The sequence below is a fragment of the Pseudomonas sp. NEEL19 genome, from assembly GCF_028751975.1.
GTDB classification, from domain to species: Bacteria; Pseudomonadota; Gammaproteobacteria; order Pseudomonadales; family Pseudomonadaceae; genus Aquipseudomonas; species Aquipseudomonas juntendi.
In genome coordinates this window covers 4407830-4426588 of record NZ_CP081491.1, presented here as the reverse complement: position 1 = coordinate 4426588, position 18759 = coordinate 4407830, and the positions used below count along the sequence as shown (strand labels likewise).

Annotated in this window: 17 protein-coding genes and 1 pseudogene; 6 read left to right on the top strand and 12 right to left on the bottom strand. The window is 55.2% G+C overall.

Features of this window, described 5'->3' with window-relative positions:
• Positions 1-51 precede the first annotated feature (51 nt).
• Positions 52-1470 (bottom strand): heavy metal sensor histidine kinase, encoded by a 1419-nt coding sequence (locus K4A76_RS19720; protein WP_049696538.1) that lies wholly within the window; start codon positions 1468-1470, stop codon positions 52-54.
• Complete coding sequence (locus K4A76_RS19715) at positions 1467-2141, bottom strand: heavy metal response regulator transcription factor (RefSeq protein WP_003253457.1); 675 nt, start codon at positions 2139-2141, stop codon at positions 1467-1469. Before K4A76_RS19715 ends, K4A76_RS19720 begins: the two co-directional genes overlap by 4 nt.
• 689 nt (positions 2142-2830) lie before the next feature.
• Between K4A76_RS19715 and K4A76_RS19710 the strand changes: the two genes are divergently transcribed.
• Complete coding sequence (locus K4A76_RS19710; RefSeq protein WP_049696537.1) at positions 2831-3157, top strand: DUF2790 domain-containing protein; 327 nt, start codon at positions 2831-2833, stop codon at positions 3155-3157.
• Positions 3158-3189: 32 nt separating this feature from the next.
• Here the strand turns inward: K4A76_RS19710 and K4A76_RS19705 are convergent, their stop codons facing one another.
• From K4A76_RS19705 to K4A76_RS19695, 3 genes are all read right to left on the bottom strand, one after another.
• A complete protein-coding gene (locus K4A76_RS19705) occupies positions 3190-3540 on the bottom strand; it encodes a DUF3147 family protein (protein WP_049696536.1) in 351 nt (116 codons plus the stop codon).
• Between the two features lie 158 nt (positions 3541-3698).
• Positions 3699-4604, bottom strand: coding sequence for a cation diffusion facilitator family transporter (locus K4A76_RS19700; protein ID WP_049696535.1), 906 nt, complete (start codon positions 4602-4604; stop codon positions 3699-3701).
• 54 nt (positions 4605-4658) lie between these two features.
• Positions 4659-4997, bottom strand: coding sequence for a zinc ribbon domain-containing protein (locus tag K4A76_RS19695; RefSeq protein WP_080992907.1), 339 nt, complete (start codon positions 4995-4997; stop codon positions 4659-4661).
• Between the two features lie 490 nt (positions 4998-5487).
• Between K4A76_RS19695 and K4A76_RS19690 the strand changes: the two genes are divergently transcribed.
• From K4A76_RS19690 to K4A76_RS19680, 3 genes are all read left to right on the top strand, one after another.
• Positions 5488-7185 carry a phosphoethanolamine transferase gene (locus tag K4A76_RS19690; RefSeq protein ID WP_049696533.1) on the top strand — a complete coding sequence of 566 codons (1698 nt, stop codon included), beginning with the start codon at positions 5488-5490 and terminating at the stop codon, positions 7183-7185.
• A 122-nt stretch (positions 7186-7307) separates the two neighbouring features.
• Positions 7308-7436 carry a hypothetical protein gene (locus K4A76_RS19685; protein WP_003253468.1) on the top strand — a complete coding sequence of 43 codons (129 nt, stop codon included), beginning with the start codon at positions 7308-7310 and terminating at the stop codon, positions 7434-7436.
• A gap of 252 nt (positions 7437-7688) precedes the next feature.
• Positions 7689-7952 (top strand): hypothetical protein, encoded by a 264-nt coding sequence (locus tag K4A76_RS19680; RefSeq protein WP_049696532.1) that lies wholly within the window; start codon positions 7689-7691, stop codon positions 7950-7952.
• Positions 7953-8225: 273 nt separating this feature from the next.
• Here K4A76_RS19680 and K4A76_RS19675 read toward each other — a convergent pair whose 3' ends face one another.
• The gene (locus K4A76_RS19675; RefSeq protein ID WP_080992906.1) at positions 8226-8570 is read right to left on the bottom strand and encodes a cupin domain-containing protein; all 345 of its coding nucleotides are present in this window, start codon (positions 8568-8570) and stop codon (positions 8226-8228) included.
• 280 nt (positions 8571-8850) lie between these two features.
• Here K4A76_RS19675 and K4A76_RS19670 point away from each other — a divergent pair, with 280 nt between their 5' ends.
• On the top strand, positions 8851-12495 hold the full coding sequence (locus K4A76_RS19670; RefSeq protein WP_159971676.1) for a VPA1269 family protein: 3645 nt from the start codon (positions 8851-8853) through the stop codon (positions 12493-12495).
• Positions 12485-13117 carry a gamma-mobile-trio protein GmtX gene (gmtX, locus tag K4A76_RS19665; RefSeq protein WP_049696531.1) on the top strand — a complete coding sequence of 211 codons (633 nt, stop codon included), beginning with the start codon at positions 12485-12487 and terminating at the stop codon, positions 13115-13117. Before K4A76_RS19670 ends, gmtX begins: the two co-directional genes overlap by 11 nt.
• 136 nt (positions 13118-13253) lie before the next feature.
• On the opposite strand, the pseudogene K4A76_RS19660 reads toward gmtX, so the two are convergent.
• The 6 genes and pseudogenes from K4A76_RS19660 to K4A76_RS19635 form a co-directional block, all read right to left on the bottom strand.
• Positions 13254-13460, bottom strand: a pseudogene (locus tag K4A76_RS19660) (cupin domain-containing protein); the annotation flags it as partial.
• A gap of 96 nt (positions 13461-13556) precedes the next feature.
• Positions 13557-14489, bottom strand: a complete 933-nt coding sequence (locus K4A76_RS19655; RefSeq protein ID WP_274410980.1) for a phosphatidate cytidylyltransferase — start codon at positions 14487-14489, stop codon at positions 13557-13559.
• Between the two features lies 1 nt (position 14490).
• Positions 14491-15114, bottom strand: coding sequence for a lysophospholipid acyltransferase family protein (locus K4A76_RS19650; RefSeq protein ID WP_009683877.1), 624 nt, complete (start codon positions 15112-15114; stop codon positions 14491-14493).
• Positions 15115-15124: 10 nt separating this feature from the next.
• The gene (locus K4A76_RS19645; RefSeq protein ID WP_274410979.1) at positions 15125-15556 is read right to left on the bottom strand and encodes a hypothetical protein; all 432 of its coding nucleotides are present in this window, start codon (positions 15554-15556) and stop codon (positions 15125-15127) included.
• Positions 15553-16986 carry a dual specificity protein phosphatase family protein gene (locus tag K4A76_RS19640; protein ID WP_274410978.1) on the bottom strand — a complete coding sequence of 478 codons (1434 nt, stop codon included), beginning with the start codon at positions 16984-16986 and terminating at the stop codon, positions 15553-15555. The genes K4A76_RS19645 and K4A76_RS19640 overlap by 4 nt, the downstream gene beginning before the upstream one ends.
• Positions 16987-18741: a bifunctional alpha/beta hydrolase/class I SAM-dependent methyltransferase gene (locus tag K4A76_RS19635; protein ID WP_274410977.1), complete on the bottom strand. Its 1755-nt coding sequence runs from the start codon at positions 18739-18741 to the stop codon at positions 16987-16989.
• Between the last annotated feature and the right edge of the window lie 18 nt (positions 18742-18759).

The window sequence follows — 18759 nt, the reverse complement described above, 5'->3', positions numbered from 1 at the left end:
AGGCAAACAAAAAGGCCCGTCGATGGACGGGCCTATTCATGTCTGCGCGGTTTAAGCAGCGTTCATTGCCGGCTGCATCAACTGGGCTGCAGGAAAGTGAAGGTGGAACCAGGTGAAGTTTTCTTCGGTCACCTCCACGCTCGCCGACCCTTGGTGCAGGCTCATGATCGACTGCACGATGGCCAAGCCAAGACCGGTACCGCCTTCGCTCCGTGCTCGGCTCTTGTCCACGCGGTAGAACCGCTCAAACAAGTGCGCATGGTGTTCCTTGGCGATCCCGCGGCCGGGGTTTCCAACACTCAACGTCGTACCGCTCGCACTATGCTGTACCTTCACGTAGACCGTGCGGCCGCGAGGGCAGTAGCGGATCGCATTCGACACGAGGTTCGAGACGGCCCGTTGAACCATCAGACGGTTCCCGCGTACCACATCATCACTACCAGAGATCTGCAACTGGATCTCGCCTTCCTCTGCCGAAATGCTGAAGAGGTCGCACACGCGCTGAACCTCGTCGACCAGGGACACGGGTTCGAATTCCACCATGGATGCTGGGTGACTGACCTGGGCCAAGAACAGCATGTCGGAAACCATGCGGCTCATGCGGTCCAACTCTTCTGTGCACGACTCCAGAACCTCCCGGTACTCGGAAAGTGATCGCTCTCTGGTCAAGGCAACCTGGGCCTTGCCCATCAGGTTGGAGAGCGGTGCCCGTAGTTCGTGAGCGAGGTCGTCAGAGAACTGCGATAGCTGCTGAACCCCATCATCCAGGCGAGCCAGCATGATGTTAATCCCGTCGGCGAGCATTTTGAGTTCTGCCGGCATCCCATCAGTTGGAAGGCGATGGTCGAGGCTCTCGGTTGAGATCTTCGACGCGATCTTGAGGAACTTGGTCAGCGGCAGCAGGCCTCTGCGCACAGTCCACCAGCCAATGGCCAGGATCAGCGCGAGGATGACGGGAGACATCATCAAGGCCCAAGTCAGCAACGCATCAAGCAGTGCCTCACTGGATGACTGGTCCATGGTCATATAGACGCTGACCTCTGTTCCATCTCCCAAGCGCATGATCCGAGAAGCACTTAGCAAAGGACGGTCCTGCGTATCCCGCCATTCGTGCTCTTTGGGCTGGGCTGCCGGCTGAAACTTGTGCACCTCCAGATTGACCTGTTTCGAGCCAATCGAGAGCAGGGGAGTCTGATTCTGTGAGGTGTCGAATATGCTCACATACAGGTTGTTGTGGCCCATGACCAAATCGACAAGCTGATGCGCATCCGCGTTGACGCCGGAGATGTCCGGGATGGTGGACAGGTTGTGCGCCATCCCCGCCATCTTTACTTCCAGATCCGCTCTGGCATTTCTTTCCAGAGCCTTGCCAACCATCAGATAGCCGAAGGTGGCGAACAGAAGCAGCAATGCTGCGCTCATCAACCCAACTTTTAACCCCAGCTTTGCAGCCAGGCTGAATGGCCTCATGCGCGTTCCTCAAAAACGTACCCAACGCCACGAAGCGTGTGAATGAGCTTGGTTTCAAACGGGTCATCGATTTTCGAGCGCAAGCGCCGGATGGCGACATCGATGACATTGGTGTCGCAGTCGAAATTCATATCCCACACCAACGAGATGATTTGGGAACGAGTCAGCGCTTCGCCCGTTCTGCTCATGAGCAGGTGCAGGAGCGCAAACTCCTTGGTAGTGAGATCGATGCGAGTGCCGCCGCGGAAGACCCGGTGGCGCACCGAGTCGAGTTCCAGGTCTGCAATTTTAAGTGAGCTCTTCTCGACTAATTCATCGCCACGGCGCTGCAGCGAGCGGATGCGAGCAAGCAACTCTGGAAATTCGAAGGGCTTCACGAGGTAGTCATCCGCGCCGCCGTCCAAGCCCTTGAGCTTGTCATTGATGCGACCGCGGGCGGTCAGCATGATGATGCGAACCCGGCTGGTTTTCCTGATGGTTTCCAGCAGGTCCCAACCGTCGATACCCGGGAGGTTCACGTCCAGGAGGACCAACGAATAGACATTAGTGTTGAACAAGTGCAGGGCATCTACACCGTTGTGCACGATATCTACGACATACCCGCTTTCGGATAGGCCCTGCTGAAGATATTCGGCAGTTTTAATTTCGTCTTCCACAACTAGAACGCGCATAACTTATCTCAAGGTGTGAGGAAGGAGTTGGCCTAATCCGCCAAGATTATGGTTGCAGGCTGTTCGAAAGTTTGGCTGAGGGTATGGCATGTGGTAGTCGCTACCTCTGTCCATACGCCGGGTCACCTGAAGACGCTTGAATCTTAACGCGAAGAAGCTGGCCGCGGCGAAATCCTACAAATTTGTAATGTAGCCGCAAGATTTCTGACAGTCATGCAGGCTCCACCCCTAAGCATAGCGGATTCTGGGGCCTGCGGCGGTGTATGACAGATTCGCCTGGCAGGTGGGATCGGCCAGGACAGGCAGCATTTCGGTCGTTAGCTTACAAGGACTGGTACTGGCCTTGGGTCGAGGGCGCCACGCAGGCAGACCCCATGCACGGCCGCAAACCGCAGCGCCTTTCTGCAAATTAGTTCACGTGGCGATTCGATATTCTCTCGAATAATTATCTTACAATCTATTACATGTCCAAATTGTAATTGCGCGATCATCTTGGTGTTAGCCTCCTTTGCTAGTTTAAGGGGAGCGGAAGAGGCATCGCTGCTTTGGAAAATGTCTCATTTCAAAGCAGCTTGGCAAGAGCATCGAGCAGTTGTTCGCGCCAGTGCATTCACCTGTAAACCATACGCTCCTTTGGTAGGTGAATTTTAGCGCCCCCCTACGGGCGCTTTTTTATTAAGGGACTTCTTATGAACACTACTGTATCAGCGATCGCCGTGTTTATGCTCTTAACATCACTAACAGCCAATGCCCAAAGCGGTATGGAGATCAATCAACGCATAGAGCGTTCTGCTAGAGAGGCTACTGCGGATTATGCTCAACGCGTAAAAAAGCCCATGCCTCAACTAGAAGACTACGCCTACGGCATGGACCTGGACGTTGGTAAGTTGGTGTATGTATCACCCAGCGTGCGGTACTGCGGGAATGTAAGAAGCATGATGACCTACGAAGACTCGAAAGGCGAACTGCACATGGTTCGCTACCTGGTGAAGGGCGAGTGCGTTAATAGCCGTTAAGACTCATCAAGATGATCCCTACGGCCACCGGATCATAGAAGCTCAATGCCGAACCGGCGCAGCAGTATGACGAAGCCCCCGAAGCTGGCCATTGTGATGAGGATGCTGCTGATCAGTGTCGGCCAAAAGCCGAGCTTAGGTAGCAGCAACGGAAAAGCGATAAACATCGGCAGGGTCGGAAGCACGTACCAGAACGTGTACCAGGCATGGTTGGAGATCTTCTCCATGCTCTGGTTCTCCAAATAGAGCCAGACCAGCGTCAACACCGTGACCAAGGGTAGGGCGGCGACCAGGCCGCCCAGCTTGTCACTGCGTTTCGCCAGCTCTGATACGAGAATCACTATACCGGCAGTGAGTAGGTACTTCGTGATGATCCAAGCCATCGCTGAGCCTTCTGGAGGTTGTGGAAGGGGGCAGGCGAAGCCATTCACCAACCCCTCTCGAAGCGCTCCTGCCGTTTACGCCATCCCTCACCGCATTTCTATTGCAGCATCACCCTCAGCCAGGAGGGTGATGTGTTTGCATGGTGTTTACCGATCGATCAGTGCGAAGGCGAGGGAACGCTCTCGTGGAAAGCTGCCCGCTCGATCTGGATGGTGCAGTGATGGATTTCAAATGCATCGCTGACAGCTTCCACGACGGCCGCCAACACAGCATCCCCATCTGCAGAATCCCGTATTACAACGTGCGACGTCATCACGTTGCTGCCACTGCTGACGGCCCAGACGTGCAAGTCATGTACGTCCGTGACGCCATCTACCCCGAGGATCGTGGCCTCGATTGCCGTAACGTCGAGCCCCCTCGGCACACCCTCCATGAGGATTTCCAGGCTTTCGCGAAGCAGCTGCCACGTCCGCGGCAGTACCCAAAGGCCGATTGCCACAGCGACAATCGTGTCGACCCAGGTCCAGCCGGTGAAGCGGATGATGAGCGCCGCGATGATTACGCCTAGCGAGCCGAGCATGTCGCTCCAAACTTCGAGGTAGGCTCCTTTGACGTTGAGGCTTTCGTTGCTCGCTGATGCCAGAAGGCGCATCGAGATTAGGTTGATGATCAGGCCGGCGATTGCGATCCACATCATCGCTCCGGTAGCGATCTCCGCCGGCATGAAGAAGCGCTGGTAGGCCTCGTACAAGATGTACATCGCCACGAGAAAGAGCAGCACGGCATTGAACGTCGAAGCCAGAATCTCCAGACGCGCATAGCCGAAGGTTCTTTTTTGATCCGCCGGCCGCTTGGCTATCTGAAGTGCAATCAGTGATATCGCCAAGGCGGCAGTATCTGTGAACATGTGAGATGCGTCCGACAGCAGCGCCAGGCTGCCGGTAATCCACGCACCGATCACTTCTGCAATCATGAAGCTGCCAGTCAAGGCGAGCGCCATGATTAGCTTCTTCTGATGCCCCTCGCGTACTGCAGCGCTGCCATGGTCATGATTTGAACCCACGTATTTCTCCTTGCGCAGGGTTGTGGTCTCGTTGGCCTTCCTGTCTGCCTAGCCTCAGAGCGTCGCTTGGCCACACTGGCTGCAAAATCTTGCTCCTGCACTCAGCAACGAGCCGCAGGCGGTGCAACCACTCGATAGTGGTGTTCCGCAGTTTAGACAAAAGCGTGCTGACGCATCGTTGGCCGTCCGGCACTGTCTGCAGGCCTGCAGATCTTTAATGGGGGCTGGAGTGGCAGGGCGCCCGCCGTCATACACCTGGTTGCCGCCGTCGCAGCCCTGCTGCCGGCCATGGCGGTCATATTGCTCGGCCCCATGTCCTCCGCTGTGGTGCTTGCCTCCGCCGTGGTTTCCACGGCCATGGTGTCCGCCCAGGAAATTTTTGAAAAAGCTCATGGTATTCGCCCCTCATTGATGGGTGACATATTAACGAGCAAAAGTTGAAAATAATGTTCTGCTCGCAAGAAAGACTTATAAGTTCAAGTGAAAGTTCAGAATTAGCCTACGACAAAACAAAGCCGTTTTGTTTGTGAAGTTAAATTTATCTAGCTGAGCGGTGCTCTGCGCTGAATGGGCAGTGCTCCCCTAATTTTGATCATAGCGCGAATCATGGCAATCAAAACAGCAGTTATTGTATTTCTGTCAGCATTGTAATCACGAGGTCATCGTGTCGTTATCAAGTGCCAGAAATAATGCGCTCAGCAAGATTTATTTCTCTTTTATCCCTATGCCTCACACATTCTAAGCGTCTCCAACGCCAAGGGACCTAAGGCCTCTGGCGCTCCGCACATTGCGCAATCGCTCAGCATCTGTCGATGGTTTGCATAGCTGCTCCCGCTAACTCCATAGCGAACGCCATGGATAAGCAGCCTCTCAGAGTTTGATAATGACACATTCAAAATCCATTGTTTACACCCTGTTAAGCAAATGGATCTTTGCTATTCGCAATGCCCGGCAGGAAGGAATCAGTACTAATCTGCTAATCGGCCTGGTAACTTTTTGGTTACTGCTATTCGCGAATGCTGAGCTCTGGAATGTGCTCTGGAAGCTGGTATTCAAAACCGACGAAGTGAACTGGCTGCTAGCGGCTAGCCTCCCAGTCATAGTGTTCGCGTGGGTGTTTTCCGTGCTGAGCTTGCTGTCATGGGGGCGGCTGGCCAAACCCTTGCTGTGTCTGGTACTGATCAGCGCGTCTTTCGCGAGTTACTTCATGAATGCCTACGGCATCGTGATCGATTACACAATGTTCACCAACGTTGTGGAGACCGACGTCGCTGAGGCAACCGAGCTGCTGAATTGGAAGCTCGGTCTTTGGGTCGCAATGGTTGGGGTGTTGCCCGTCTACCTGATCGCCCGGGTTCCCCTCCGGCGCAAGTCTTGGGCCAAAGCTTTGGTCAGCAGGTTCATTGCTCTGTCGCTCGCTCTGTTGACCTTATCTGGCATCGCGTTGAGTCAGTACCAGTCGTATGCCTCCTTGCTGCGCAATAATCGGGAGATCCGGCTGATCCTGGTACCTACCAACTTGTTTGCGGCTGGCCATGGATACCTGAAGCGTCAGCTGGCCTCACCTAAAACGCTGACGGCCATTGGTACTGATGCGGTAGTTAATCGACAGGGTGCGGCTCGTAAACCCAGGCTGCTGGTACTGGCAGTAGGAGAGACCGCTCGCTCCGCCAACTTCTCCCTCAACGGCTACTCCCGTGAAACGAATCCGGAACTAGAAAAGCGAAATGTCATTAGCTTCACGAACGTGAGCTCCTGCGGTACCGCTACCGCGGTCTCGCTGCCATGCATGTTCCTGGACGTGGGTAAGGCCCAGTACAAAGATGGCTTGGCCAAGAGCCGAGAAGGGCTGCTCGACGTGCTTCAACGCGCTGGCATCAGTGTCATGTGGACTGACAACAACTCGGGGTGCAAAGGGGTCTGCGACAGGGTTCCCAACCACAAGGCTGCCTCTCACGCGGATTCCCAACTGTGCACCAGCGAGGAGTGTAAGGACGGGGTGCTGCTCACGGAGATGCAAGACTTCATCAAGCGCCAGGAAGGCGATGCTGTCCTGGTGCTCCACTACAAAGGCAGTCACGGCCCGGCCTACTACAAGCGCTACCCCTCGCAATTCAAGAAATTCGCACCGGTGTGCGAGACCAACGAGCTCGACAAATGTAAGCAGGAGGAGGTGGTCAATGCCTACGACAACTCAATCCTCTACACCGATTATGTGACTGCAAATCTCATCGATATCCTGGCGGCCAACACCAAGTTCGACACTGCGCTGATGTACGTTTCGGACCATGGCGAATCGCTGGGGGAGGGTGGGCTCTATCTGCACGGGCTGCCTTACGCGATGGCTCCTGACGAGCAAACAAAGGTGCCGTTGGTACTTTGGATGTCTGACTCGCTCGCGAAGAGCGAAAAGGTCAACGTGGGTTGTTTGAAAGCTCAAACCACGTCACCGCTGAGCCACGACAACCTGTTCCACACCGTGCTCGGCATGATGAACGTCCAGACGTCTTCGTATCGCTCAGCGCTGGATTTCACAGCCCCTTGCAAGCCCGTTGTCGGAGGCTCTTATTCTGGCCTCTGAATGTTCGATGTGGACCGGATCATCGGCCAGGCGGTTCTGCACCAGCCTGCTTTGACAGCTGAGAGAAGCTGGACTAATTACATAGCTGCATTCAACAACCCAAGCGGAAAAGGAAGTTTTGCATGAGCATCAAGCCAGGCCCAAAGCGCACCAATGAAGATGGCACTCCGGACAAAAGGCAGCGAGTCACCCCTGAAAAGCAGAAGGACCATCCGGACCTGAAACCCCACAAGCACAAAAAGGGGGAGTAAGAAAAAAGCAGCTCTCGGGAGCTGCTTTTTTTTGGCTGTGTGCAAACCCTCCCGACCGTCTCGCTGATCAATCGGACCGCGTCGTGAGTCTTCTGCTTTGCGTAATCGATTGGGGCTGTTCGAAGTCACTCCAAGGTGGTCACTTGTCGGGCGCGACTCACAAACAGCTTAGATCGGCTTGATTGCCGCCTCGCTTTGGCTAGCTTGGAATCCATCGCTATCCATCGCTATCCATCGGTTGCAGGGGGCTGCATGCGTTTGCGCGGAGATGTTTATTGGAGCTGGGCAGATCCTACGCTTCATCACCGGACCCACGAAGAGATCCTGAATGACGGATCTTATCTCGACGTGCAGGTAAGGCTTTCGCGGATAGGCGCAACGCAGCTGTTTATCGGTGTGTACGCGCCGTCGGGAACCGCGCTGTATGAGGAAGCGTTCGACACCCGGCCGAACGAATCAATGACGAGCGCGTTGGCCTGGGGAGTCGCCAGAGCGCGTGTCGTAGCTACGTTGTAAACCACTTTTTTTCACTGTAAACCACTGTGGTTTACAGTGAAAAAAAGTGGTTTACAACAGGCCTCCTCAGGCTTGAGTCAGCTCCAGAAGATCGCCCTGTTCCTCCCGGGCCATCTTCACTCAACACTGAGCCAGTCGTGAGGTTGCACCGCACAAAGTCTTCCGCATCTATGTCCCGCTTGGCAGAATTCGAAGGCGTGACGTCTGTTCGTCCTTCAGATCCGCGATCATGGTCATGCGCCGACGCGATGGCGCGGCGCTGCCATTTGACATTTAAGAGAATACAAAATATTTGCGTACGGTCTCTACTACTTCCCAAGTTCCGGAAAAGCCAGGCTCAATAATAAATTTGTCGCCTGCTTTGAGGTGAAGTGGCTGCTTACCATCGGGGGTAATCACGCAATAACCTTCTTGGAAGTCGCAGTACTCCCATTTGGTATAGGCCACGCGCCATTTACCGGGCGTGCATATCCATGTGCCCATTATCTTCGATCCATCTTCCGATGTGTACGAGTTCAGATTGACAGTGTGAGGTTCGCCTGATAGCCGTTCCCAGGTGCATGCGTCAAGAACTGGTAAAGGGGAGGTGTCGCGCAGTACAACGATTAGGTCTTTCATAGAATATGTTCGTGTGGTGATGATGTTTTAGTAGCATCACAAAATACGTCAGATGAGAGATGTCTGTGCCCGACATTAATATGCCTGTTTGCGAATCTCTGTCTGGGGCTATCCAAATGAAGGTGAACATTAAGCTGTATTTTTATCTGGTTATCAGCTCAGATGGTCGATGTTTCTAGCCTGCCATTTACAAATGGTCTGAGAGTGGTGGAAAGTGGCGATATATTGAACTACGCTTTACGTTCGCCGCCGCAATAAACTAAAGTGCATGAGAGTAAAGATGCCAAAAGAATCTTATTGTAGCTATGATGAGGCTTGTCAAATAATTGCCGCGCTTGACATATGTACTGCCGGTCAATATAGGAGTCGATACAAGGAGCATCCGGGATTGCCATCAAATCCCCCAGTTTTCTTTGCGGGGAAAGGATGGGATTGTTGGTATGTGTTTCTGAATAAGGCAAAGCCAGACTTATACGAATCGTTGTCGCAAGCTCAGGCTGCAGCGAGGTTTCTAGGTGTTTCAACTCAGCAAGAATACGTGGCTCGTTATAAGGAAGACTCACGCCTGCCTTCAGATCCCGTACGGTATTACGATGAATGCAAATCTTGGAGGCATTTCTTCCAGGACGATTATGAGAAAGCTTATCCAACCTATGAAGAAGCAAAAAGCGCAGCTAGAAGGCTAGGCGTACACAACAGGAAAGAATATAAAAACCGTTACTTAGCCGATAAAAAACTGAGGTGTAATCCAAATGAAGTCTACGCGAAAACAGGTTGGGAAGGGTGGGGGGCGTTCCTTTCAGATGAGCTGGTTGCTATATACGCGAGCTATGAAGAGGCTAAGCAAGCGACAAAAAAGCTGGGGATTGTGAGTGTTCCGGATTATCGGAAAAGATATTACGAAGATCCCCGGCTCCCATCTAGCCCTGAAAAGGCTTATTCTGGCCGCGGCTGGACTAATTGGTATGATTTTTTTGATAGGCAGAAGTCTAAATTTTATCCGACCTATTCAGAGATGGAGCAGGCGGTGCATAAATTGGGAATTACGAGTAAAAAAGAGTATTTGGTTAGGCGTAAGGAAGACAAAAAATTACCCTGTGCGCCTTGGTCGGAGTACGCTTCTAAAGGCTGGGTCAGTTGGAAGTTTTTGTTTCGTTTCTTTAAGCCGCTTTTTTATAGTGATTTGGCCGAGGCTAGCGCCGCTGCTAAGCGGTTGGGGATAATAAGTGCGTCTGACTATAGAGCTAAATATAAACTGGATACTCGTCTTCCGTGCGATCCTAAGAGTCACTTTCTTCCATGGCCAGGATGGCCAAATTTCCTTGGGGTTGAGCGCGACAGGAATTACAAAACATATGAAGAAGCAAAAAAAGCTGTCGCAAATTTTGGATTTAAGTCATATGCCGAGTATAGAGACGGATATAAGCAGGATCCTCGGCTGCCGAGTGCTCCCTATCGAGCCTTCAAGCACAAAGGCTGGATCAGTATACAAGACTTTCTTTCGCTGGAAATAGCTCCTGATTATTCAGATAGCTACCCATGCTTGTGCGATGTATATGAGAAATATTTGAGATTTCAAACAAATTATGCAATACGTCGCATGGCGTTGAGGGTGCTGATAAACGGATATTTCCACGAATTAAATTTACCTGATGATCCAAAATTTTTATTATTAAGGGCTAATAAGTTTAATGCTGCGCTGTATATATCATTGATTGAGTCTCAGGCAGAGTCGCTGAGGCAGCAGATACACACGTCAATTTCGACATTTTTTCAGTGGGTTCTCGACGAAGAATGTACAGATGTCGATGGGTATGAGAGCGTCGTACTAAACGACTTCAGAAATCCGTTTTCTAGCATCCTAGCCGGATTTGCCAAAGGTTTGGGCTATTCTAAACTAGGTCAGACGAATAAACCCTCGCTTGGTTACGAGTATATTTTGAGAGCTAGAAACTACCTCGTTCCTGATTATGAGATGTCCCTATCACGACGCGTGTCCCTAAGCCAGTTAGAGCATCTCCAAGAGTTCTTCGATAGCCGCGGAGATTGGCTTGATGTCCAATTTTCGAAAATTGATGTCGATGATCCTCATACGGTATGGCGAAAGCTTGAGCGAATTGAGCGGGTTGTTGATGGGAAACGGCGTAGAGTAGTTGTGTATCAGGTATGGTCTCCGGTTCGATTTGTAGCGCTTTATACCTTGCTAAGGTTTCCCTTACGGGGGCAACAGATTCTGTGGCTGGATAGCGGAGAGGCTGACCGAGAGGTAGGAGTTGTTGACATGGAAACTGGTACAATTGAGTGGAGGAAGAATACTGGGCATCTTGCTTCGCGTGGCACCAGGAACAGTACACCTCAGGCGGCAGTTCAAAAAGGAGTAAATGGATATCCGAAGTTCTATTGCACAACCAATAAAACTGGTGCTCGTGATAAAGGATACGAAGTCGAATGGATTCCAGAGGATTTGGCGTATTGGTTGTTGGTATTGAGGGACTGGCAGGAAAGATATGCACCGCTTGATTACCCAACGCCATGGACTTCGATAAAAACACACACAGAGGTCAATAGTGAGATTTTGAAATCTCGGGGTAGCCAATGCTTTCTTTTTCGACAAGATAAAACGGGTCAGCCTATTACAACGGCAACGGCCTTCCAGACCACATTGCCTAAGCTACTTTATCTCATTCAACGGGGTGGGGAAGATCTAGCCAGGAAAAACAGTCAGTACGGACCTCGTTACCTAAGTGACTACACTCCTCACTGCTTGAGGGTTAGCCTCATCACCGCCTATATAGCGGACGGGGATGCGCCGATACATATAGTGTCGAAGCTGGTTGGGCATGCAGCGCTCGTCATGACCATTCACTATGTGAGTCTTAAGGAACACCAAATGCGGAGGCCTATGCAAGAGGCCGAGAAGCGTGCTGAATATACCGCCTGTGATGATTTGGTGCGAAACGTGCTTGCCAATGGCTTGCAATCGCAAGCTAGGAATTTGATTGCAACTGACGGGAATAGAATTTTTTTCGAAAAATCATCGACAAAATCTGCAAACGTAATTTTTGATTGGGGAATATGCCCGATGTCGGCTGCCGCCTGCAATATAGGTGGTGATCTCATTGAGAATGTATATGCCGCAGTTGAAGCTGGGTATTTAGGACAGAAAAATTGTCCTCGTTGCCGTTTCTTTGTTTCAGGGATAGCATTCTTAGGAGGATTGGTTTCATTGGCGAATGAGATGGCTCTTGAAATTCATGATGAAAGCGGTAGATATCAAGCTTATACAGCTGAACTGGATGAGTTGGAAAGCGCCTGGTACGATGCGAGCATCAAAGATCTATCTTTTGATCGGGAGCTGGACCGTAAACGTTCAGTCGCTCAACAGCAACAAAGTGCAGCAAAGCTCGAAGTGTTGTTACGTGACTATGGGGCTGTTAATCGCTACGTAATGGATTGCGTAAAAGCAATAGATCACACTGAGTCAGAAAATAGTGAGGCAGAGCTTAAGTTAGTTGTCTCGGAAGACCTGAAGGAGATGAGCTTCAGGGCCTCAGAGTCGACCTACCATCTGCTATCCGAAATCTGTCAAAATGCAACTATTTACAGATCTGCGAACCCATCTCGTGCCTTACCATTGATTTCAGAAATGATCGACAGGATGGCAGCTAATAACGGGTTGCGGCCAGCAATGTATAAGCTTACAAATGCGCAAAAGCTTGCTGCATGCAATCAGTTAAATTCGTTGCTGATGAGTCGTCTGCATTCTTGGGAAAGAATCGATAATTTGATCTCAGGGAAGTTAATGATATTGGATGTTGATGAATATCAAGCTGGTTTGACTCCCATAACATCCGAAATCAAGGCGATTTTTTCGAATTACGTATCGCTTACCTCTGGTGCGCATGGAGACGAGAATGACGAGTGAGCTTCCAGAAGTGGTATTTGAAAGGTTGATATTCGAAGCAAGTGACTCTCGACGTCGTCGAAGTCTGGAGGCGATCAACGAAGCTTGTAAGATTGCTGCGAGCCTTGAGGTAAAGGACTTCTCATACAGAGCTCTGCTGGCTATGGGACAAGCTCGCGGGTTGGCAGTACCCAGTGAAAAATCGATTGTGAATCCGACAGGGGAACATTACAGATTGCTAATCCATGCTTGGAAACAAGCATCGATGCCAGCTCCAACGCATCAATTCTCTGATGCATTATCTTGGGTCTTGAGTATCGAAGATCCGGTGCTGAAGTTAAATGTTTCTTTGCTGGTAAAGGAGTTGAAGGCGTTAAAATCAAAGATGCGTCGACAGCTTTCTAGTGGCATGACGCCCATTTTTTTAGGTGCGGTTGAAGGAAAAACACCTGAAACATACTTTCGGCTGAGGGAGGTTGAAATATCGGCGCTGAGGTTTGCAATCGATGAGGATAATCTGCGTCAGATGGGACAGATAATCGGGCCTCGTGGCGAGGTTTCGGACTCCAAGGGCCGCATCATTCAAAAACCGGGATTCAGAGATGCGATTGAAAAAGTGTTGACCTTGGAGAGGGGAGAGTAGCAAAGGGCCTTACCGGTGGCTTCGATTTAGGAAAAGGACGTTTGGGTATCCTAGAATTCTTCCCAAAAAAAGCTCAAGAAAAACAAGTTGATAACGTATTTTTGGTGGTTTTGGGATATTTTTGGTTTAACTAAGCGAGGAAGTGGCAGAACTCCCACTTCTCGTAATTGACCTCGAACTTGCCCGGGGTGCAGATCCAGGTGCCCATGATCTTGCTGCCGTCGGCCGACAGGTAGGCGTTGAGGTTGACGGTGTGCGGATCGCCGCCGATGCGCTTCCACTTGGTGGCGTCCACGACCGGCGTGGGGCAGGTTTCGCGCAGGACGGTGATGAAATCGGACATGGCACAACTCCTGGTGACTGGCTGAATGACTGGTCACCATAGGGCCATCGGCCGAGCCGCAGTTGCCTGGGCTCGACGTCCAGCTGTCTGGTCGCGCTATGCCCACCAATACCGCACAAAGTGGAAGAACACTGGCGCCGCAAAGCACACCGAATCCATGCGGTCGAGCATGCCGCCGTGGCCTTCGATCATGTGCCCCCAGTCTTTCACCCCACGGTCGCGTTTTATAGCCGACATCACCAGCCCGCCGAAGAAGCCCATGGCGTTCACGGCCAAGGCCATCAGCGCGGCCTGCCAGAAGCTGAAGGGCGTGATCCAGCACAGCAGGGCGCCGATCAAGGTGGCCAGCGCTACGCCGCCGGCCAGGCCTTCGACGGTCTTGGAGGGGGACAGGTTGGGCGCCACCTTGTGTTTGCCGAACAGCTTCCCGCACACGTACTGCAGCACGTCGCTGAGTTGCACCACCAGAATCAGCCAGGCGATCAGCAGCAGGTTGCGGCCCTCGTAGCCGGGGATGTCCAGGGTCATCAGGGCCGGCACCGACGACACGCAGTACACGGCGATCATCAAGCCCCATTGCACTTTTGACGCACGCTCGAGGAAACGTGTGGTATCACCGCCCAGGCTGGCCAGGATCGGCAGCAGCAAGAACAGGTACACCGGGATGAAGATGCTGAACAGGCCGTACCAGTCCACGGCGATCAGCACGTACTGCACCGGAAGTGCCACGTAGAAGGCTGCTACCAGTGCCGGGTAGTCGCTGCGTCGGGTAGGGGTGAGGGTCATGAATTCGCGCAGGGCATAGAACGACACACCGTAGAACAGCACGATCACACCGTACTTGCCGAACACAAAGGCAATGCCGATCACCACCACCATCACCCACCAGGCATTGATGCGGGCGTTGAGGTTGTCGATCACGGCGTGCGGCGCCGGGCCGGCGCGCCATTTGAGCAGGCGGCCGACCACGCTGGCCAGCAGCAGCAGGGCGCCGATGCCGGCAAACAGGGAAAGGGTGTTGTTGTCCATGTCAGGCATCCTTGGGGGCCAGGTTCAGCAGGGCCTGGCTGGCCCGCTCGAGAAACGCCTGCTTGCTTTCATCGGCGTGCAGGTGCAGCGGTTCGCCAAAGCTCAGGGTGCACAGCAACGGCAATGGCAAGGCGCGCCCTTTGGGCATCACCCGGTTGAGGTTGGCGATCCATACCGGCACCAGTTCGACCTGCGGGTGGGCGGCTGCCAGGTGATACAGCCCGCTTCTGAAGGGCAGTAGCGGTTCGTCGCCAAGGTTGCGCGTGCCCTCCGGGAAGAAGATCAGCGAGTCGCCCTGGGCCACCGCGTCCAGCACCGGCTGCAAAGGGTTGCCTTGCCCTTCGCTGCGCTGGCGCTCGATCAGTACCCCGTTGAAGACCTTGCGGATAAGAAAGTCGCGGATGCCCGGCCTGGCCCAGTAGTCTGCGCCGGCCACCGGGCGCGTGCGTTGGCGCAGCCCTTGCGGCAGCGAGGCCCACAGCAGCACGAAGTCGCCGTGGCTGCTGTGGTTGGCGAAATACAGGCGCTGCACCGGCAGCGCCGAGCAACCCAGCCAGAGGGCGCGGGCACCGGTAATCAGGCGGGCGGCCGAGGTGATGACGTAAGCAGTCAGGTTGGCGAGCATAGGCAGGTGGTCATCCCTTAAAAGGCAGTGTCAGCAGGGTAGCCAAGGCTAGCGACAGCTGCAGGCCCAGGCATACGGCCTGACGGCGCAACAGGCCCAGTGCGGCTTGGCTGCGGGCAGGCCAGGCGCGGCCGTCGGTGGCCTGTGGTTTGAGTTTCAGTTCGAACAGGGCGCGGTCCAGGGCCTGGGTGTCAGCCGGCAGGTCTGCGCTATTGGCCAGGTGGGCAAATAGTTCGGCATCGATAGCCACGCGGATGGCCCAGTATTTGTGGAGCACGCCGAGCACCAGCAGCACGCTGCACAGCAGGCTCGCCAGCGGATGCAGTGGGGTATTGAGCAGCGGTGAAAGGCCATACGCCAGGGCCAGCAAGGTGAGGCCGTCGGACAGGCGCTCCAGCTGTTTGCCTCGGCCCAGCAGGCTGGCGGCCACGCGCAGGTTCATGGCTGTGCTCCCAGTTGCTGGAGCACATGGCGGTGGGCACTGTGCAATACGATGCCGGGGCGGGCTTTGCGGATAAGGGATTCTGCCTGCTGGGCGTCAACGCACCGGCCGGTCACCATCAGCCAGGCTGCCACGGCGCTGGCGCTGCGTGAATAACCCAAAGCGCAGCACACCAGCACGGGACCCTGAGCGCGCAGGTGCTCGATAGCGCTGGCGGCTTGTTGTAACAGCGCAACGTCTGGCGTTAACAGATCGAGGGTCGGGAAACACTCATAGGCAACAGCTGACGCGACCGTCGTAGGAGCGGCCTTGTGTCGCGAAAGGGCTGCGGAGCAGCCCCGGGTTTTCAGCTTCGCAGCCGAAACTGTCGGGGCTGCTCCGCAGCCCTTTCGCGACACAAGGCCGCTCCCACAACGGTCGATGTAAGGTAGCTCGGCGCATAAATCAACAATTGCAGCGAACTGCGTGTCGCGCCCTGGGATTCTCCCCAGGTACACACCATCGCACACCTCGTCGGCCTGTGGATGGCGCCGGGTCCACAGCCGCGAATTGAGCCAGGCGCCCGCCAGATAGGGTGCTAGCAGCCACCGGCTTGCAGGCGACAAGCGCCCGTCATCACCCTTCTGAAAACCACCCGCCCCGAACACGGCGTAGTTCAGCGCCACCAGCCCCAACGACACCGCCGGCCAACTCAACCACAGCCAAGTCCCGCCCATCGCAGCGGCAGGGAGTACACACAGCAGCGCGCCCAAGGCATAACAAGCGGCAACCTTCCAGCGCTTGGCATCCTGAGCAAGACGGGCCGCCTGAAAGGGCAGGCGCCCTTGCTGCGGCCACAGCCACAGGCAGGCAAACCCCGCCAGCGCCCCCGTGGGCACATCGATGAAATGGTGCTGCCAGGTGGTCAGCACCGACACCCCGATCAGTGCCATCCAGCCATGCATCAGCCAACGCCAGGGCTGGCGTTGCACATGCCGGGCAAACATCGCCCAGATGATCACCAGCAAAGCGATGTGCAGCGAAGGCGCCTGGTTGAATGGCTTGTCGAAGCCCATCAACACATCGAACAGCCAGCCGAACAGCCCGTCCAGGTCGGGCCGCTCGAAGGTGAACCGCAGCGGCCACAGCAGAAAACAGCAGACGCTGATCACCTGTGCGCTGAGTAACGCCAGCGCGTGGCGGTCCATTTCCTGGCGTGTGCGCGGCAGCAGGAAGGACAACCCGTACAGCAGGTCGATCGACCAGTACGGGATGATCGTCCAGGGCCACAGCGGCATGCCGTGCTCCCAGCCGAACACCAGGCTGCCGACATCACTGCGCCCAGCCGTGTAATTGTTCGCCAGCCCATAGCTGAGGAAGAACAACGGCCCCAGTAGCAGAAGCCAGAACACGCCCCGGCGAATCAGCCCGTGCTCGCGTGGCGGGCTCACTCAGCGCACCCGCTGTGCCAGGCTGACGCTGAAAATGCCCCATTCATCGATGCGCTGGGCCAGCTTGCGGAAGCCCGCGGCCTCAACCAGCTGGTCCATCTCGGCCTGGCTGCGCCGGCGCATTACCCAAGCCTCGCCACCGCGGTGGCTGGTGAGGGCGCGGGCAATCATCTCCAGTTGCGGGTGCCATGGCTGGCCGGTGTAGACCAGGTAGCCGCCATCCTCTATGGCGTCGGCCAGCCCGGCCAGGGAATTGCCCACCAGTTGGTTACTGGGGAAGAGCTCGTACAGCCCCGAAACCACGGCCAGCGTTGGGGGCTGTTCAAGTGCGGCCAGGCTCTGGCGATCGAAGGCGTCGCCCTGGACGAAGCGGGCGATGTCGGCCAGGCCCTTCTCGCGGATCAGCGCGCTGCCTTGCTGAACGTTCAATTCGCTGTAATCGCGCAGCAGGATCGAATCTGGCAACTGCTCAAGGCCTTGAAGGGCTTCGAGGATATAGCGGCCATGGCCGGCGGCGATATCGACAATGTGCACGGGCCGTTGCTGTTCACGCAGGCGGGCGATGGCCAGGCGCAGCAATTGCTCGACGTGCAGCTTGCGTTGGCGTATGCCACGCCAACCGATGGCGTCGAGGTAGTTCTGGTCGATCAGGCGCCCCAGTTTGCCCTTGCCGGTCGGCTGGTTGCGGTACACGTAGTCGAGGGTGCTGCCAGAATCGAAGCCGGTGTCAAACCCGAGCTTCACCCCCGCAGACAGCCCCTTGCCCAAGCTCAAGCCAGCGCGGGTGGCGCGCCAGTAAAGGTCGCGGGGCGAGTTGCGCGGCAGCGGCGCAGCCAGGCTTTCTGCCTCGGCGCAACTGGCCCCGGTCTTGTCGGCATCCAGCAGTGAGGGCAACGCGGCGGGGCTGGCGAAGCAATGGTCGACAAACCGTTCGATGCGCCTCAGGGCATGGGCCCGATCACGTTCACCCAAGGTGTCGTGGAAGAACCCGGGCAGTATGTGCATCTCCTTTCGTGTGCTGCCGAGCCGGTCGAAAAACCGTTCTTGCGGTTGGCGCTCGACCACGAAATCAGCCCCGGACACCAGCAACTGGGTCGGCACCTGGATGGCCTGGGCGTCGGCCACCACGCGGTCGGCGGCCTCGTACAGGCCCAACAGCATGGTTACCGAAATGGGCCGGCTGATCAGCGGGTCGGCCACGTACGACATCACCCGCTCAGGGTCGTGGGTGAGCAGGCGCGGCTTGACGTAGCTATTCACGAAGAAATTGCCGCGCAAGGCCTTCAGCAGCTTCAGGCCTGGGCGGGCAAACGGCACGTACAGCTTGACCTTGAACGCTGGCGAGGCCAACACCAGGCAGCGCACCTTGGGCGCGTAGTCGTGGGCCCAGGTGGCGATCAGCACGGCGCCGACGCTTTGTGCCAGTACCACCAGGTCCTGTTCGGCGATGCCGTGGTGGGCCTGGATGTGTTCGATGAAGGTTTGCACGTCGCGCACACTGGTGGCGAACCCCGGGCTGTCGCCACGCGCGCCTGGCGAGCGGCCGTGGCCGCGGGCATCCCAGGCGAAGAAGTCGTAGCCCGGCATATCCAGCTCATCGGCCAGGTGGGCCATGCGCCCGCCGTGCTCATGGCCCCGGTGGAACATCACCACGGCGCGGCGTGGCTGGTGTTCGTTGCGGGTGGCAGGCCAATGACGGTAATGCAGCTCTACACCGTCATGGGTGGGGAAGTGCAGCGCTTGCGCTTGGCGCATGGTCAACGTCCTTTTGCG

Excerpts from the sequence above, each read along its gene's own strand:
- K4A76_RS19720 (WP_049696538.1), bottom strand. The coding sequence starts at position 1,470 with ATGAGGCCATTCAGCCTGGCTGCAAAGCTGGGGTTAAAAGTTGGGTTG.
- K4A76_RS19715 (WP_003253457.1), bottom strand. The coding sequence starts at position 2,141 with ATGCGCGTTCTAGTTGTGGAAGACGAAATTAAAACTGCCGAATATCTT.
- K4A76_RS19710 (WP_049696537.1), top strand. The coding sequence starts at position 2,831 with ATGAACACTACTGTATCAGCGATCGCCGTGTTTATGCTCTTAACATCA.
- K4A76_RS19705 (WP_049696536.1), bottom strand. The coding sequence starts at position 3,540 with ATGGCTTGGATCATCACGAAGTACCTACTCACTGCCGGTATAGTGATT.
- K4A76_RS19695 (WP_080992907.1), bottom strand. The coding sequence starts at position 4,997 with ATGAGCTTTTTCAAAAATTTCCTGGGCGGACACCATGGCCGTGGAAAC.
- K4A76_RS19690 (WP_049696533.1), top strand. The coding sequence starts at position 5,488 with ATGACACATTCAAAATCCATTGTTTACACCCTGTTAAGCAAATGGATC.
- K4A76_RS19685 (WP_003253468.1), top strand. The coding sequence starts at position 7,308 with ATGAGCATCAAGCCAGGCCCAAAGCGCACCAATGAAGATGGCACTCCG.
- K4A76_RS19680 (WP_049696532.1), top strand. The coding sequence starts at position 7,689 with ATGCGTTTGCGCGGAGATGTTTATTGGAGCTGGGCAGATCCTACGCTT.
- K4A76_RS19675 (WP_080992906.1), bottom strand. The coding sequence starts at position 8,570 with ATGAAAGACCTAATCGTTGTACTGCGCGACACCTCCCCTTTACCAGTT.
- K4A76_RS19670 (WP_159971676.1), top strand. The coding sequence starts at position 8,851 with ATGCCAAAAGAATCTTATTGTAGCTATGATGAGGCTTGTCAAATAATT.
- gmtX (WP_049696531.1), top strand. The coding sequence starts at position 12,485 with ATGACGAGTGAGCTTCCAGAAGTGGTATTTGAAAGGTTGATATTCGAA.
- K4A76_RS19655 (WP_274410980.1), bottom strand. The coding sequence starts at position 14,489 with ATGGACAACAACACCCTTTCCCTGTTTGCCGGCATCGGCGCCCTGCTG.
- K4A76_RS19650 (WP_009683877.1), bottom strand. The coding sequence starts at position 15,114 with ATGCTCGCCAACCTGACTGCTTACGTCATCACCTCGGCCGCCCGCCTG.
- K4A76_RS19645 (WP_274410979.1), bottom strand. The coding sequence starts at position 15,556 with ATGAACCTGCGCGTGGCCGCCAGCCTGCTGGGCCGAGGCAAACAGCTG.
- K4A76_RS19635 (WP_274410977.1), bottom strand. The coding sequence starts at position 18,741 with ATGCGCCAAGCGCAAGCGCTGCACTTCCCCACCCATGACGGTGTAGAG.